Here is a 17,616-nt window from a genome sequence, read left to right as displayed (position 1 = left end):
TATTACTTCACGTAAAGGAGGTAATCTTCTACCTCTCCGGAGTCTACTTCTTTACATGCGTCATTGCTGCCACCCAAGTAATCCATAGTGACGCGCATTTTCGTCATGCCCTTTTTGGCGCCCGTTGGCGGTGTAATTTCTACCTGAACTGCTTGCTCAGAAACACCAGCAAATAAGGTTTCTTTTGTATCGTTAAAATCACCATCTTGGTTCCAGTCAATAAACACATGCCAAGTCTCTGGATATGTTTCTGCACTACTAAATCCTGGAGTTAACGTTAACTGGTAGCTTTTATCTGCATATATTTTCGCGGTATCGCCGACATAGTTACTGTAAAAGGTGTTGCTACTGGTATTTTCAATATTTGAAAATTTAACCGATTTGATAAACTCATAAGCACGTTCACGAGACTTCGTGGTGCAATAATTCGGTATTGCAGGTGTGATCATTACAGCACTGATCCGGTAATCAGACGGGATTTGCAAACAAGATGTCGTTGGCGATTTCCCCGCAAACCAATTCTTTGGATTCGCATTGTCTTCATCTCCAAAGGTAAGGTATTTCGCATCAGTCCTGAGGGTACTATTCTTGTATAGCATTACTTTTTTAAGATTTGCTATTTTCTCATCATTTGGAATGGGAGTAGTGGGATCAAAGATATTATCAGAGACTTCAACCAATAGTCCTGGGTAGCACTTTTCCAACCATTGAAAGCGTCCTAGCGCTTGTTGTGGCGTAAGTACATCTCGAGATTCAAATAAAGTCGTATTTGCCTGCGCTGATGGTGTAATTGTGGCAGCAAAGGAGGCAATTAATGTGCTGGTTAGCATGACTTTTAACATAGTCTTATTCCTTATAATTCTAGCCATTTACGGTCATACTGATGAACGCGGCCACGAGTCTGTAACTCTCTATCGCGGCAGTAATTACCAATTGGATTACGCTTACAGTAGTCAACGGCGTCCGCCAGAATAAATGAGTTAAAGAGTGCATTATCGCGAATAGTTTCTAATGCAGTTCGATGTGAGTTATTCAACTCACTGGCATAGTAATTGAGTAGGTTATCGGCACGACGATTGTCGAGAATTGCTTGCACCCAATCATCGCTCATGTTTTTGAGCGCCAATTTAGTTAGGATGCTTTTGGCAGGATAGACATCATCAGGTACTAACGGGGATAGACTTGGCCCTGAGTCAGTATAACTTTGTGTCAAGACTCGACCGACATTGTATTTATCTAAGGTATCAAACTGAGTTACGTAGTTAGTTTTGATGTAATCGATACTGTTTTTAAATACATCAAAGCATGGTGTTGGGTTTTCCATCGTACAGTTGACGAGTTGATTAGGGATCACCTTCAAAAGTTCAGTCGGATCACCACCAAGTTGTAGCGCAGAAACGGTAATTTTGATGTTACGCTTCACATCTTCGTCTACTTTTTGCAGTTTACCACTGACACTGACTTTACCCGCCCAGTCTACACCAAGCTGACCACCCCATTTGACTTTGTCTTCGTCATTTTTATATTGAAACTTGAGATTGATCATAACTTGAGAGCCGTACTCAATCGCAGATACAAACTCATTACCAATATTATTGAATTTATCTCCAGGGTTAGCATTGACCAAATCAAGCGCCGCTTGTGTTGGCTTAAATCCTGTCTGAGGATCCGCAACTAACAGCCGTTTTTTCGGTTTTAAGGAGAGAAATAGGGTGTAAGTGCCGGTGTAGTTATCTGCGGCGTTTTGTTTTGCGTAGCTTGCGCCAACCCCAACTTTTATGACAGGAACATCAAGTGCAGCGCCTAAGTTACCATCTAGCATGCTAGATAGTTGGCTATAGCTCATATCTACACCGACTACAAAATCCATTTCGGTATTACCATAGGTTTCATCAACTCGACCAAGTACACTTTGCAGTGCATAAAAGCCTTCTTTTTCGCTATGGTAAGCAGTACCGAGTGTCACTGAGTCTAAATCAGAATTATTTGCTTGGGTAGTGAACTCTGGATTAGCAACTTGACCCGCAGTAGCTGAAAAACTGCAGGCAAAAAGTCCCACTACCCCCATGGCACGTGCCAATGGAGAATATATAAATTTCATGTTGAATTCCTTACTGAGAAGTATGGCCCCTCAATAGGAGAGGCCAGATGCAGCGATTAGTTCAGGCTGTTGATGTAGTCTGTTTTCCACTTTTCAGGAAGACGTTGAAGAATCTCTTCTTCTGACATGCGTAAGTCCTGATCTTTGTAGTTGAACTCATCTTGTGTAGCAAGATCGCCTACCGCCATACCATTGGCAAACATGGCAAAATTACGAGACTCAGCTAGTTTAGAATCTGCTGTTGGAGCAAGTTTTAGGTTATAAATCTTGTCGCGATACTTCTCTTTGGTCACGCTAGTAACCAGCACTGACCCATCCTCAGTTAAGATACGGTCACCAACTTTTAGTTCTTTCGCCCAAATAATTCCTTTATTTGACGTTGAAATTGGGTGAGTTTCAGTAGTTAAGATATAAGAGCCATCGGCGCCTTTTACGCGATACATCTTGATAGCTTCAATCCCAACCGACACATCAATAACTTGCATTGGTTCTTTAACTTGGGTATTCGAAGCAAGTGCACCTAATACCAAATCGCCTTTCGCAATGTCTTCAATAGCAACTTGTTTTCCATCGGCCATGGTGATCATTGTGCCCGTTGCTAGACAGCTGTACCCTAGCTTCATCATAGGCAATACTTCACTATAGAAGTTACCAAAACGTGTTGATGTTTCTGAGGTTAGTGAAACTTGGAATGCAACGGCGCCACCACGTCCTTTCTTAAAGTACGGATAACCTTTCACAGCAAAGGTCATATACCAGTTTGCTTCAGCGATATTAGAGAACAGTTTAGCATTACCAAAACGCCCTTCTGAACGTGGAATATTCCAGCGAATAATCGACTCTTGGTTTACTGTATCAACTTCAAACTCCAAGTAATCTGAAAATTGCTTAACGGCGTTTTCGAGTCCTTTGTAGCTTTGCTTTGTCGCGCCGCCATAGATACCTTCTTGTAGATAGATATTCGTTGGTTCATCTATACCGTTTGGTAAATCGCCCACAGTTGGATAGATTTCAGTGATCTCGTGAGGAACGCGTAATTCGCCATTGAATGGAATATTTACATCGGTAATTTCATTCGGTTCACGGTATTGATCTGCTGCGTAGTCACAGTCAGTGTGACTACGGTTTAAACAGATCTTAATAACAGCGTCGTTGTTCTTATCGATAGGCGCAGTCGCATTGTATTTCGGACGTGTATCCAATGATGAGCTGATCCCTACGCTAAGTGCAGAAGCCTCACCTTTTGCAACTGGTGAAGTAGAGCCATACAGCGCTTCAAAGTGTTCCCATGAGAATGGGTATTCAGTGTACTTCATCGTCGTGCTGATAGTGCCATCTTCTTGCTCAAGTTCAACGTATGAACTGGCGTAAATGGTATCTAGGTCGGGAAAGTTTGCTTTCAATGACTTTAGTGAAATAGTCGAAGTTGCAAGCGTGTCTTTACCATCTAATACATTAAATGTAGAACCTAAAGGCGCAAGCTGATTGCCGTTTGCATCTTCTAATAATAAGTCGATGTAGGTCGCTTTTGTGCCGCCAAAACGAGAGCTTTTCGCACGTACAATCAGGTATGGTTCATTAGTATCTGATGAAATGGCTAGGTTCATATCTAAGAAGAAATGCGCTTCTTTAATGATATCCACATCCGTTTCGCTAACAGGTGGTACTGCGGACGTTGTGATGTTCATTTTTGCTGATAAGTGCTGTCCTTTTGCTACGTCTAGTGTTTTGTGTAGCTGTGGGAATTCACTCTCAATACGATTTGCCTTCATTAATCGAGACTTTGCTAATTGATAGTGCTGCGGGTTGGACATATCGAGTTTACGGATCCCGAATTGATCCGGTTGAGTTACCGCGGTGCCTTGTATCGCTGCTGGTTCAGACTTTTGCTTCGATGCAGAGGTGGCTTGTTGATCAACACTGTTGCTAGCAGCTACTGCGTTACTGACTGCTAACGCGATTGCAAGCGGCATGAGCACCTTTTTGTTTAGTTTTTTCATGTTATTTTCCTTAATTCTTATAGATTTCTACAAGGTAGTCTTCAATTTCTCCGCTCCCCGAGGTTGCGGCACTGCTATAGTCAGAGCAAGGATCGATACTGTTTACTCTGCTAAATCCGTAATACTGCAAAATTCTCATACGAGTCGTCGTGACAGGTTGTGACAACTTATTACTTGGAATGCTAAATTCACCTTCAACATAACCTTTGCCGTAGTCTTGGTTAGTTTGGTCGAAGTCCATTACTAAAAGTTCTGATTTGTTGTTTCTCCAGTCACCATCACCAAATTGACCATCATTGTTTAAATCAATCCAAATATGATAATTTTCAGCGAATGTTTCTGTGCCAGCATAGCCAGCTTCAATACGATAGGTATTATTCTGTGTGGCATAGAGTTTGATTGGATTGTTAGGATTAACAACACCAGACTGCTGCGCATTGCTAAACGGACCATCTTGATTGAAAGTCACACTGCTGATGTGTTCATAATCAGTGATACCTACAGCTGTGCAGTATTCAACGGGCTGAGTGGCCTTTAGTTCTAACACCATATTCTTGGTACCAGTGACTCGTTCTCCTCGATCATGCCACCAAGGTTTGTCATAACTGATAGTCAAGCTTGCGGTATAGGTTCCAGCTGCTTGATAGGTATGAACTGTATCTTGGCCGAAACTATCATTCTGATTGTGCGTTGATCCGTCTCCGAAATCCCATACTAAAGTGACATTAGGATTCCAAGCGGCATTGTCAGGTTTTGCGGTGGTGTTATTAAAGCTGACCTTAAACGTACCGTCTGCTTGCTCGGCTACCGTGTAGCTCACTTCAGGAATAAAGCTTGTCTCGCCAATTTTTACCGTTTCACTGGCCGATTGTGTACCATCAACATGGTTAACTGTGAGTGTAATAGTGTATTCACCATCAGCTTGGTAGGTGTGCTGAGTGTCTCTTACCGAGGACGTGGTACCATCACCAAATTGCCACTGTATGGTGCTACCTTGAGGGATAACACTTTGGTTTGTGTCTACATAAACAGTGCTACCGGATTTACGAGGTGTGAATCTTGCGGTGATAGTTGTGTTAAACTGAACCTGTTTGTTCCAATTTCCTATGACTTTGTTGAATCTGTCATATGCTTTTAGCTCGACCGTATAGCTTCCAGCTTGCGCATATTGATGAGTAGGTGATTTTTTACTACTGGTTGAGCCATCTCCAAATTCCCATTTCCAACGCTTAACACGTGCATCAACCGTGTTGTTATCAAAACTCATTTGATTAACACCTTGGTTGGCGGTGATTCTCAAATCAACAGGGTCATTGTTTTCAGTGAGTTTAACTGTGTAGTCTTCGACTTCGCCCCAGGACATATCTCCGCATGCAGACTTCACTAAACCAAATGACACCATAGTACGAAGGCGGTAGCTTTGATTTAACTCACCACTCAATGAGATGTCGCCAGCCAATTGCGTCTTACTGCTTCCAAAGAGTACAAGTTCCTCAGTCTTATGGAATAAGCCATCGTTGTCTTTATCTAACCAGACATAAAAATTCTTTGTTTTGTCTTGAGTATCTGGGTGTGGCGCTGCGGTCAGCGTTACATTGAGTGCTTTACCGTCTTTTACTTCGACGACATCATATGAGTAATCACTGTAATTGCTTGAGGTGGAATCATTTTTGTAACTATTTAACGAAACTGATGATAGGTAATATTTACTGTGATTGATGCCTTGTGCCGGACAATAGTCATCAAATACTTCAATGGGTAGTACAAATGTATCGGACTGGCCAGAAGGTGCGATGGCGGTCAGCTCAACGTTGTATTTGCCTGCGGTAGTGAAATTATGTTTGGGCTCAAAGGCGCTGTTTTGTGCACTTCCATCACCAAAGTTCCACTGCCATTGCCAGCCTTCGCTATTACTCGCCGAGACTTGCTGGCCATCACTACGGGTTAAGTTTTTAAAGTCAAAAGCTAAGAATTGGCGATCAAAACCAAGTTCGCTCTCAAGTCCACGGTCTACCTTTAAACTTATACCGACTTGTGCAAATGCCTTACGTACGTGGTTTTGTAATTCAGTGGCTTGCCAGTTACTACCATCTTGCTTTGTAACCCCATCTTGAGTCAGCTGATCAGTCACTGTGTGGGTTTGTCGCATTACACAATCTGCACCAGTAAGATAAGTACTATTGCTGGTCCAGCAATTTTTATTTGCGTTAGCAAATAGAATGAAGGAGTATTTTGTATTCCAAGGAGAGGGGTCACTATCTAAGTCAGCAGTAGTAAGATAGTAAAAAGCTTTGTTAAACACCCCAGCGCCATGGTGGGAAGTGACTGAGTCGTCATAGTCATCAACATGATCGATTGAGTTTCCATCTAGCGTCGGAGTTTCAAAATAACGTAGAGCATCATCTAGGCGGAATGTTTCGTGATTGCTTTTCCAGTCATTCGATCCAGAGTAAAAAAATTCAGCTGCCTCACCAGCCATATCGGAAAACGCTTCGTTGATAGCACGAGCCTGACCTGTCAACATTGACTTTGGTGTACTTGAGCCATACTCCTCAGTAAAACCATGGGCGATTTCATGGGCGACAACATCTAAGGAAACCATAGGGTAAAAGAGGTAGTCCCCATCACCAAAATAGACCTCGCCGTTTTCATAAAATGCCTGATCCATATTCAGACCATAATGGACATTCTGAATTATCTTTTTATTATAGTAGGGCTTATGTCCCAGATATGCTTCGAACATTAAACTCGTTGTTTGTCCGTGATGATGGGCATCATTCAAAGCAGAGCGAGCTCCGTGATATTCTTTATAATCATTACGAGTTGAATCTGAGCAGTTATAGCTATAAGGCGTATTAACTTGCGCTGTGCCGTGATTGTAGTTTCTGGTCTCAACGTTCTTTGCATCAAATAAGCAGCTAGTTTGCTGAGCATCGGTTTCCATTGCGACGACAAAGGTCTTTGGTGGGTAGGAAACATAATCAGCTTGTTGGTAATCTGGACGTGCAATCTTGTCATTGCCAGATGGACCGCTTCCACCTTCATACACAACCCGCTGCAATACATCGGATTGGTTGATAAGCTCGTTTGTTGTTAAATCGACAAAGGAGATGATCCTTTGAGGCTTAAAAGGAGCAGAGTTAAAATCGGTGAAAAAGGTAAGTTTAGCTGCATGTCGAGCTTTACCGCGATCATCTATATAAATAACTTCTTCTGTTGATTTACGTCGAAAAACTCTAGGGCGTTCACTGGCAAATTGCGAGATGATTGAATCTAATGCTGCGTTAAGTTGGTCATCAGATGCTGGAGTTAGTGCAGGTAAATCTTTAGCAACGTCTACAATGAGATCGCCATAAACTTGCTCAACTACGCCATTTTCGTCCGTAAGCACAACAAGGTCGTGATTCCAGATAGGTATATTTTGGTATTTTTGAGTTATGGTATGGCTTTGCCTAGTTTGATCTACTTGGCTTTGATGAAATGTAAGTGTGTGACCTGTGTATTGCGCAGCAAATGTTTTAAGCGCGAGTAGATAGTTTTGATTAGAATCATCACCAAATGTGGATTGTTTTTGTTGTAAAGTAGACGCAATTTTCTGCGTGTCATTGAATAAAGAGACGCGTTCAGCGCCGTGACAATACATACTTATCGCAGATGCTAAAACGCACAGAGACTTTAACCCTTGCATGTTAACTCCATAATTATTTTGAAGATTCCTTCCCACTAAAACGCAACTACTCAGTACATGAGATAAAAGAGCGAATGAGTGCGGCTGATTATTAGTGCTATTACTTTGAGCACAAACTCTAAGGTAATAAAGAATTTCAAATAAATAAATAACAAAAAATAAACAAAATTATAACTTTATGTTTTCGCTGGGAATTTAGGGAGCGATTTTGTTTTTTGTTATTTTTATCTAACTAATTATTATTATTGAATAAATCTAAATTCTTTGGGGCCTGAGAAAGACGTAAGAAAAGCTCACACGCTAGAGGAAGTAATTATCATTTTGTAATTTAAAGTAAATTTAAATGCTGGTGGGGTTACTGCTCGTTTCTTTATTGGGAACCTTTGCGCACTATTGATGAAATAAAAAGGATAAGAAGTGTTGTTTTAGGTTGCTTGATTAAAGAGGAAATTGCTCTGGTAAAAAGTACCTAGTGACTTTGCAAAAGCTAGGTACTTTTTGTGATTTTTTATTGGACGGTTACATTGATGTAGTTAGTTACAAAGGGCACTATTTCTATGGTTCCGGTCGCATAGACTTTTTTACCCACATCTTCACCTTTTATCTTTATATAGTATTGGCCGGCTGGAATAACAATGTCAGCGTAATGGCGTGTGCCAAAGTGAATAGTATCGCCTTTGACCAACCAGCCCTCTGGTGAAACTTCGTATAGATAGCCTTCGCACCTTATTTTGCCAATTCGCGGATGTTTGCATTCATTAAACTTAAGTCTAGTTTTACCACTTGGGTTTTTTGCCGTTTTTACAAACGCCAATGAGCCATAGTCTCGAGCCGTTTTCGTTGCTTGATGAGGCCATATGTCTTCTTTTTCGACTGAGTAATCGTTACTAGAGCCACTACCGGTTGCTGAAACAACGGTACCTGAACTGCCAAAAATACCATTAATAGCACCGTCTACACCGTCATTCACGACACGGTTGATATCATTACTTTTACAAGCAGTGAGTGAGGCGAGAGAAAGCGCGATAAGCGTTACTTTTTTCATTATTTGTCCTTGAAGTTCCATTCTCAGCAGCATTTTAACTGTGTTAGCTATTTTTCAAAGCTTAATTAAATATTTAATGATTTATTAAGCAGTAAAACAACACAAGTCATACGAGCATTCTTTGCTCAAATAATGCTTCCTGTTATTTTTGAGTTAAATCGGATAAAAGTTTACCTTGTGGCGAAAAAAAGTCCAATAAAAAGCGTGCTAGTTAACCTGAATTCGGGATAAGAAGTAAGTTAAACCACTAAAACCACTAAGTTCAAAAGCGTAATATCACTCTAGCCAGAAGTTATTTCTTAATACAAGGCAAATTTGTGCGTCAATAGCTGGCCTATTGCAAGCAAATTTAACGCAGTAGTAAGGGATAACGTCTGCTAGAGAACAAGTTGTTATCCCGAGTTCTGGTTAGTTAATGACTTTGGTCACTGAGCTGTATGCGAAAAAGTATTTTAACCTGAGGTTTGGATAAGGAATGTTCCAACTCATTGTTGCTAAAGCACAACTTAGCTTTTTCCTTGTCTAGCCAGAGAGTTTTAGGGAAAACAAGGCGAATTTACGCACCAATAGCTGGCTATTGGAAGTGAATTCAACGCAGTTAGCGCTAAAACTGGCTGCTAGAAAGGCATTAGTTATCCGCAGCTCAGGTTATTTTAGTCTCAAAATAAAGGATGGCGTTAGTGCCTTCCTAATTGGTTAATCACTTTGTAAGGCTTCGATCGGGTCTAGCTTTGAAGCCTTGATTGCAGGATATACACCAAATGTTAAGCCAACTAAGGCACAAATACTAAAAGAAAGAATAATAGCACTCAGAGACCAAGAAACCGCCCAGTTTGAATAAAATGCAATTATCTCTGAAAGTAAAATACCAAACACCACGCCTAATAGCCCTCCGAGTATCGAGATGGTAAAACTCTCTGTAATAAACTGAACTTGAATATTTTTCCGAGTCGCACCGATTGCGCGTAATAAGCCGATTTCTTTGGTCCGTTCAAGTACGGTTGCAAGCATGATATTCATAATCCCAATACCGCCAACAAGGAGTGATATACCTGCTACGCAAGACATAACCATATTAAAAATGGCTTGTGTTTGTTTTTGCTGAGCAAGAAGCGCTGCGGGAATGGTCAACCTATAGTCATCAATATCGCTATGACGATTGGTTAGAATGTTAGTGATAGCTTGAGATGCCAAAATTGGACTCTGAGATTTGTCGATAGCGAGTTTTAGTTCGGTAACTTCTGGTTCAAGTAATCCCTTATTGAAGCGATGAATTGCGGTCGTTAGCGGAACAAAAATACGGCTTTGCTCGCCTCCTAATGCAACGCCTTGAAACTCCTTTTTGTTCAGGTGCGGCGCTTGCAAAATGCCAACAACCTCAAACCATAAATGGTTAATTTTTACTTGTTGGCCAACAGCGCTCCCGAGGGGAAATAGCGTTTTTGCAGTATTGGCGCCGAGTAACGCAACCTGCCTATATTCTTTGCTATCTTTCGTATTTAGCAGGCGACCAGCAGCGAGTTCATAATGCGCAAGGCTAAAATAGTTTGCTGTGACGCCCGCGGCTTCTCCTTCAAAGCTGCCGAATTCGCTAAATATCTGGTAGGTATCCACCAGTCGCTCAGCCGAAAAGTCACTAACAAAGGGCAGGGCATCGACAATCACTTGGCCGTCTAATAAATTAAGACCTTGCGAGTGTTTTCGTTGTTCTTTTAGGTCATTCTCTTCAATGTCTTTGGCGCTGACAATAACATTATTGATCCCCATAGAATCGATCATTTTAAGCGCTTCTCGTTCAGCACCTTCACCGATGTTTAACATAGCAATAACGGCACCCACACCAAAAATCATGCCGAGCAAGGTCAATAGGGTTCTGAGCTTATGCTGCTTTAATTGCACAATAGCGTCGGTAAATAAATCCAAATATTTCATTACAGTTCCTTATTCGCGACGAGTGCAATTTGTTGTTTAGGAGACAAACCTGCCAATACTTCAGTATGGCTTAGGTTGCTTTGGCCTAATTCCACTTTTACGCGTTTAAACTGGCTACCGTCTTTAACTTGAACAAAAAATGCGTTGTTATCATTGATCACGCTATGTTTAGGCACGAGTAACGCTTGTTTATTTTCTTGGACAAATACCGTAGCGAGTACTTTATTTCCCGGCTTGAAGTGGGCTGGAGTCTCATCAAGGCTCGCGATGATCTCATAGTATTTTTGTGGATCTCCACGACGAATAGATTGAGGGTAAGGTGATACTTTTGTGATTTTACCATCAAAGCGCTCATCGCTATTGGAGAGCAGGGTAAACTCAACCTTTTGGCCAATCGCAAGGCCAAGCGCTTCTTTTTCATGAACGAAAAGCTTAGCTTGCAGGGATGAGATGTCTGGTAATCCCCCAATCTTTTGCCCAGGCCATAGCGCTTGCCCTGATTTGGGTTTTTCACCACGCCAATCGGCACTGAGAGTGAGTAAGCCATCATGTGGCGCGATGACTTCGAGACTGTCTAAGTTAGCGTTGTACATTGCAATTTTGCTTTCATGCTGCTTTGACTGCAATTTTAACAGTTCCATTTCTCCAAGAGCTGAAGATGAAAACTGCTCTGTCTGCCAATCAAAATAAGCCTCTTTAGCATTGAGATATGCAACATTTTGCATTTGATCTAAAATGTCGAGCTTTGAACGGATCCGTTCATCGTCAACTGAAAAGGTTTCTGCAAAGTGTTTTTCTTCACTGACGATAACCTTATCGCTATCTAAATGGGACTTTCTTGTTATTAAATCACTATCGGTGACCGTGATATCTTGCGCGACTTTGCCTTTGTCGAACTCGCTAAAACGCTTTCCCCTTTCTAATTGACTACCATCAAAACGTGCAATAACATCGCCTTTTTTCACCTGAGTATACTCAGGCATGATCCATGCGAGCGTCTGAGCCCCTCTCGCTGAAGTTGGGGCGGATATGACAGTTTCACTTGCGGCCTCCAATTCGCCTTCGGCATTAACGGTGATAGCAAAAGGCTTCGACTCCACGGTATGTAATAGTTGCGCAGGCTGTTCAGTTGCTTCTTGGCAGCCAAGTAACCAAAGTGGGATAATGATCGCGAGTAATGTTTTTCTCATAGCTTTACCTCCGCGCCTTGACTAATTCCAGAAGAAATCACGGCAAGCGTCGGTGTGGTATAAGAGACGGTTACCTCTTTTTCTCCGCTATTTGTGTCTATAAACACTTTATCCGCACTTTGTTTTAACGCGTTTAATGGCACGGTTAAGGCGTTATCGAGTTGTGCTGTCACTATCTCTACACGAGCGGTCAATCCTGGCCGCAGCTTTTCAGTATCGACCTTATCCAGCTCAATAATGGCATCAACAATGCGACTTTTATCTTGATGTGACTTTTCCCTAAAGGCCTTTCCTATTTCAATGAGTGTCCCACCGACAACATATCCGTCGGCACTGTCTATGGTAACTTTTACTGTTTGCCCCAATTTTATCCGTCCAAAATCGGCTTCTTTAATTTGTGCTTTTACCTGCATTTGTTCAATAACCGATAGCTCAACAACTGGTTGACCAAACTGCATGGACTCCCCAACACTGGGTTTTTCTCCTTCCCTGTTTGCGCGATATGCAACTAACCCATCCATTGGCGCTTTTACTTGTAAACGCTCTATGTCACGTTTTAGTTCTTTTACTTCAGCATCCATTCGTGCAACCTTGCTTCTTGCCATTTGGATACTCAGTTCTTTGTTGTTTAGATGAAAAGCGAGTTTACCGCGGGCAAGTTCTAAATCATTGGTTGCAATGGTGAAATCGATTTGCGCCTTTTTTCGGTCGTTGTCTGAGCGTGAGTTGTCTATGATTTCTGCGCGGCGTTTTGCCTTATCGAAGTTCATTTGCGCTTCAGCGAGTGCGAGTTTGTATTCTTCTTCTTGCTTCTCGACTTGAGCTTGTTTATTTTCTAGCTCTTTTTGCGCTTGACTTAGCTTCGAATTGTATTCCATCAAGCGATCTCTAACGGTTTGATCGTCAAATGAAACAACGGTTTGGCCTTTTTGAACTGTGGTATTCTCAGGCATTAACTGCTTTATCTTGTACTGCCACATACGCTTGATTGAAGGGGGGGCTATCAACGCTCGGCTTTTTGATTCCAATTCACCATTTGCTTCTACAGTGATAGTGATTGGCTGTGCCTTAACGAAATGTATATCGCTGGGGGCCTGACTGCAGCCAAGTAAATAGAGTGGAATAATTATTGCTAGCAACTTAACTTTCATTTTTCTCTCCTAGCAAAGTTATGCTTCCGCTCATGCCTGGCAGTAGTGGCAAATCGGTGTTGAATGTGAATTTAGCCCGAAAATACATGCCTTGGCCCCAGTCTTGGCGCTTTTCAGGTTGTGTTGATAGCTCAGTGAGCGTACCTGGCGTTGGTGATGAGCGAAAGGCGTCAAATTTTAAATCGGCAGTTTGACCTTCCTTAATACCAATAGCATCTACTTCATGGATCCAGGCTTCTAAATACAGACCCGCTGTAGAAGGTATTTCTGCTACTTTCCAACCTGTTTGTACAGTTGCGCCAGCAAACAACTTGTTGCCGTGCCAAGGATTGTCCGCATACAAAATGGGCCCGCTATTATTGGCCGTTAGACTCATTTTTTCCAGTTGTTCTTGGTTGTGCGTGAGGCTCGCTTCTAGACGCCTTATCTCTAGCTGCTGTTTCCGAGTATTTGCCTTTGCTTCAGTTTCTGCCTTGCCTAAACTTATTTCGGCTTTATGATTTTCGATAATCGCTTTTTCTAACGTCAGCTGGTGTTGCTCGTAGTCGTAGGTGCTGATATTGGCTTTTGGCACGCTCGCATCTATCTTGGCTCTTTCGACGAGCAAAATGGTTTTTTTCAACTGAAACTGAGCTTCGAGTATCTTTTGGGCGCCGTCTTGCTCAATTCGTTTGTACTCATCTTTTGCAGCGTCAAGCGCCACTTTATCTTGGTCGATTGAGGTCGCGATAGAGCCAGAATCGTAGACGACGACAATATCCCCCTCATTGGCAACTTCCCCTTCGGGCAGCATCCACTGAATTTGCGTTTTCCAAGAGTCGCTCATCGGTGCGTGAAAGACCTGAGTTTCACCTGCTTTAATAAGGCCTGAGACGATAATTGGTTTGGCAAAAGCCTGCAAAGAGGTGAGCAGGGCGATGCTTATGATGTAGTTGTGCATTGGCTATCCTCGACTTTTTCGCCATCTTTCATTCTGATGATACGCTCGGCATATGCTGCAATATCGTCCTCGTGTGTTACCATCACAATGGTATGGCCTTGCTGGTGTAGCTGGCATAGTAACTCCATGATTTCATGTGAGGTTTTACTATCTAAGTTACCAGTTGGTTCATCGGCAAAAATGACTTTTGGCTCATTAATGAGTGCCCGTGCAATGGCAACACGTTGGCGTTGTCCGCCAGACATTTCGAAGGGTTTATGATGTGCTCTGCTATCAAGACCTACTTTTTTTAGCATGGCAAGTCCGCGACTTTTTGCCTCTGATGGGGAAGTCTCGGTGTACCTTAGCGGTAAGATGACATTTTCCAGTGCGGTTAGGCGAGTAAGTAGATGGAATGTTTGAAAGATAAAGCCAATTTTTTGATTTCTAATTTGTGATAAGGCTTCATCTTCCACGGCCTGAATTTCTTGATTAGCAAGATAGTAAGAGCCGGAGGTCGGAGAGTCCAAGCAGCCAAGTATATTCATTAAAGTAGACTTCCCAGAGCCAGAAGACCCCATCACTGCGACAAATTCACCTTCCATTACTTCTAGAGAAACTGATTTTAGTGCATGCACTTGTGTCTCTCCGCTTCCGTATACTCGGCTTAAGTTTTCGACCCGAATCATTGTAGGTTATAATCCCTTGTTTTTTATTATATTTTATTCATGGTTCAGAGGTGTTTAACCTTGTACCTAAATTTGAGTGTAACTGTTGTGCAGGATAGAGTAAACCGAGAAGGTACTAGACGAAAAGAGAATAAGGTAAAAAGTTGTTTCTGAACACAGAGAGTTGTTGAAAATGCCTAACAACATTTGCTGCTAGGCACTTTGTTCGCAAGGCTATACCAATTGGCTTAATTTGGCTCTACCCAAAACGCTCCAACCTCTTTTTTAACCACTTTGACTTGTGTTCCTGCAGTAATAGGTTGTTTACTTTTTAGTTGCCATGCAATACCAGAATAAGTATGAAAAATACGACTATCTGGATTTAAGTCCTTTTCTAGCGTAAAGCTAAGCTCAGCAAAATCACTCGTTACTTCCTTGTCGTCAGTGACATCTTGCATACGTCTTAGTGGTTTCCATAAAAACACCGCCAGTAATGTCGTGACTAGCGCATTAAACCAAAGTGCAGTTAGCCAAGTTTGGTCAAGCATACCTGCGTACATTAAGCCGCCGCTTATCACCAACGATAGACCTAAAAAGAACAATACAAAGGTCGCAAAACCAAGCACAGCAACCTCAACAATTAGGCAAGCAATTCCTAGTACTACTAAGGTTTGTGCTAAGTGCTCAAGTAAAAAGGCCATAGGCGTTACCCTTGCTTTTTATTCAATGTGTTAATAATAGACATGCCTTGTGCTACAAGCGAGCTTGCATCAGTGCCACTTTCTGGCAGCAATACCACAGAAGATTCTTTGGCTATTGCTTCTTTTGCTGCAATGGCTTTTGTTGCCAAGTCAAGCTGGATGGCCTTTTGACCTTCTTCGGTATTTGCGGCTTCACCGACTTTACGCAGGGCTTCAGCTTGTGCGTCTGCAACGGCAATGATCGCCTTTGCTTCACCTTCGGCGCTTAAGATCTGCTCTGCTTTTTCGGCTTCAGCTGCAAGTACTTGTGCTTGCTTCTTACCTTCCGCGACATTGATTGCAGCTTGACGGTCACCCTCAGATTCTAATATTTGAGCACGTTTCACACGCTCAGCCTTCATTTGTGCTTCCATTGCTTCCATTACAGAGTTTGGTGGCACAATATCTTTAATCTCGTAGCGCAGTACTTGAATGCCCCACGGATCAGAAGCTGAGTTGATGGCGGCGACGATGTTGGTGTTAAGCAAATCTCGTTCTTCAAAGGTTTTATCCAACTCCATTTTGCCCAATTCACTACGCATGGTGGTTTGCGCGAGCTGAGTTACCGCGAAGATATAATCGTCAACACCGTAAGTCGCTTTATACGGATCTAAAACCCTAAAATAGAGTACACCATCGACAATCAGTGAAATATTGTCTTTGGTTATGGCTGATTGAGACGGTACATCAACTGCTTGCTCTTTTAAGCTTCTATCGGCGGCTACACGATCGATAAATGGCAGAATAAAGTTAAGGCCGGCTTCTTTAGTGGATTGATACTTGCCGAAACGTTCAATAATCCACGCACGGTTCTGCGGGACAAATTTGATACTACCTTTTAGTACCACGATAACGAAAATCAATAAAAACGCTTGAATGGTAAAAAGGTAATCAAAAATAAGTGTGACTGGATCCATGTTAGCTCTCCTACTACATAAGAATTGTTCGCATCAAATGCATGTTCCTAATATAGATGAACGATTTGTGAATTACCATTGGTAAATTTACTTTATGCTTTAGAGAATCGGATTTGTATTGTTAAAGGCTGTAAGGTGAAGAGCTACCACCCCCCAAACCTTGGCCAAAACTCGATGTCATCATGACTTAACACATGATAGCCTGAGTGTTGAGCGGCTGTTGCACATGCATGATTCGGTAAAATACGTAGTAGGTCACCATGTTTCACGTCCGGTAAGGTGAAGCCAGGTTCGCATTCAATAACGCCATGTTCTTGATTCGCTGAGGTTACTTTGAGTCCAGGCAGTAAATTACCTTCTTGGTCACACACAAGGCCGTAGCCACAATCAAACGCTTGACTCGCGGTACCCCTGTCTCTTGAAAGCGCCATCCAACCTGCATCTATAAAGAGTTTATTTTCACTACGCTTGATACCAGTGACACGTGTTAGCACGCTTAGTGCAATATCTTCGATATCACATATGCCGATACCAGCCATAACAAGGTCGAAGAATGTGTAGACCCCAGCTCGCACTTCAGTGATCCCATCTAGGTTTTGCGTTGACAGCGCTGTTGGCGTAGAGCCAATACTCAGCACTGTTGTGGCAATTTGGGCTTCTTCTAACATCGAGGCGGCAGTCACAACCGCTGAGCGCTCTTTCTCTGCAAACTGTATTAGCTGCTCTAGGGTGTTACAGGCGTATGAGCCGCCTGCATGTGTAAGCAAGCCCTGATATAAACCACCGCTTTCCAGTATGGTTGCGATTGTCACGATTTCTTTGTTTTTAGGACTAAGTCCTGCCCGATGTCCGTCACAGTCGATTTCTATCAGACAACTAATTTTACAGCCATTTTCCGCGCAAAATTGAGAGACAAACATAGCTTGTTCCATGCTGTCTAGTAGTATGGTTAAATTGACACCTTGATTGATAAGGACAAGAACGCGTTGTAACTTATCCTCTGTTATCCCCACCGCATAAGTGATATTGGTGTAACCTTCCGCTGCAAACGTTTCTGCTTCTTTTAGGGTGGAAACCGTACATCCCGCTTGCTTGTCGGCCAAAATATAGTTTGCGGCTGCAGTAGATTTTACCGTTTTCAAATGTGGGCGAAGAGCCACATTAAAAGCATCAAGATGCTTTTCCATGCGCGAAAGGTTATGTAAAAAAGCAATTTTATCAACAACTAAACATGGTGTTTGTAAAGATCCTAATGATGTAAACAT

13 protein-coding genes are annotated in these 17,616 nt (G+C 42.3%); all 13 read right to left on the bottom strand.

Annotated features, from left to right (window positions below; translation table 11 throughout):
- Positions 1-2 precede the first annotated feature (2 nt).
- The 13 genes from L1271_RS11225 to L1271_RS11165 all read right to left on the bottom strand — a co-directional run bounded on the left by L1271_RS11225 (position 3) and on the right by L1271_RS11165 (position 17,616).
- Entirely contained in the window at positions 3-842 is an 840-nt protein-coding gene (locus tag L1271_RS11225; RefSeq protein ID WP_102058520.1) for a GEVED domain-containing protein, read from the bottom strand.
- Positions 843-853: 11 nt separating this feature from the next.
- Positions 854-2,101 carry a hypothetical protein gene (locus L1271_RS11220; RefSeq protein WP_010607428.1) on the bottom strand — a complete coding sequence of 416 codons (1,248 nt, stop codon included), beginning with the start codon at positions 2,099-2,101 and terminating at the stop codon, positions 854-856.
- A gap of 56 nt (positions 2,102-2,157) precedes the next feature.
- On the bottom strand, positions 2,158-4,101 hold the full coding sequence (locus L1271_RS11215) for a Hint domain-containing protein (protein ID WP_235367885.1): 1,944 nt from the start codon (positions 4,099-4,101) through the stop codon (positions 2,158-2,160).
- A gap of 10 nt (positions 4,102-4,111) precedes the next feature.
- A complete protein-coding gene (locus L1271_RS11210) occupies positions 4,112-7,789 on the bottom strand; it encodes a PKD domain-containing protein (protein ID WP_235367884.1) in 3,678 nt (1,225 codons plus the stop codon).
- A gap of 508 nt (positions 7,790-8,297) precedes the next feature.
- Complete coding sequence (locus tag L1271_RS11205) at positions 8,298-8,834, bottom strand: hypothetical protein (RefSeq protein WP_102058524.1); 537 nt, start codon at positions 8,832-8,834, stop codon at positions 8,298-8,300.
- Between the two features lie 696 nt (positions 8,835-9,530).
- Positions 9,531-10,766, bottom strand: coding sequence for an ABC transporter permease (locus tag L1271_RS11200; RefSeq protein ID WP_235367883.1), 1,236 nt, complete (start codon positions 10,764-10,766; stop codon positions 9,531-9,533).
- Entirely contained in the window at positions 10,766-11,956 is a 1,191-nt protein-coding gene (locus L1271_RS11195) for an efflux RND transporter periplasmic adaptor subunit (RefSeq protein ID WP_235367882.1), read from the bottom strand. The genes L1271_RS11200 and L1271_RS11195 overlap by 1 nt, the downstream gene beginning before the upstream one ends.
- On the bottom strand, positions 11,953-13,107 hold the full coding sequence (locus L1271_RS11190; protein WP_235367881.1) for an efflux RND transporter periplasmic adaptor subunit: 1,155 nt from the start codon (positions 13,105-13,107) through the stop codon (positions 11,953-11,955). Before L1271_RS11190 ends, L1271_RS11195 begins: the two co-directional genes overlap by 4 nt.
- Positions 13,097-14,047, bottom strand: coding sequence for an HlyD family secretion protein (locus L1271_RS11185; protein WP_235367880.1), 951 nt, complete (start codon positions 14,045-14,047; stop codon positions 13,097-13,099). Before L1271_RS11185 ends, L1271_RS11190 begins: the two co-directional genes overlap by 11 nt.
- Positions 14,029-14,715, bottom strand: coding sequence for an ABC transporter ATP-binding protein (locus L1271_RS11180; RefSeq protein ID WP_010607436.1), 687 nt, complete (start codon positions 14,713-14,715; stop codon positions 14,029-14,031). The genes L1271_RS11185 and L1271_RS11180 overlap by 19 nt, the downstream gene beginning before the upstream one ends.
- A gap of 227 nt (positions 14,716-14,942) precedes the next feature.
- Positions 14,943-15,395: an NfeD family protein gene (locus L1271_RS11175; RefSeq protein ID WP_102058530.1), complete on the bottom strand. Its 453-nt coding sequence runs from the start codon at positions 15,393-15,395 to the stop codon at positions 14,943-14,945.
- A 5-nt stretch (positions 15,396-15,400) separates the two neighbouring features.
- Positions 15,401-16,351 (bottom strand): SPFH domain-containing protein, encoded by a 951-nt coding sequence (locus L1271_RS11170; protein ID WP_095726733.1) that lies wholly within the window; start codon positions 16,349-16,351, stop codon positions 15,401-15,403.
- A gap of 143 nt (positions 16,352-16,494) precedes the next feature.
- A complete protein-coding gene (locus L1271_RS11165) occupies positions 16,495-17,616 on the bottom strand; it encodes an alanine racemase (protein ID WP_235367879.1) in 1,122 nt (373 codons plus the stop codon).

The organism is Pseudoalteromonas sp. OF5H-5 (genome assembly GCF_021530695.1).
Lineage (GTDB): Bacteria > Pseudomonadota > Gammaproteobacteria > Enterobacterales > Alteromonadaceae > Pseudoalteromonas.
This window is presented reverse-complemented; position numbering and strand designations above follow the sequence as displayed.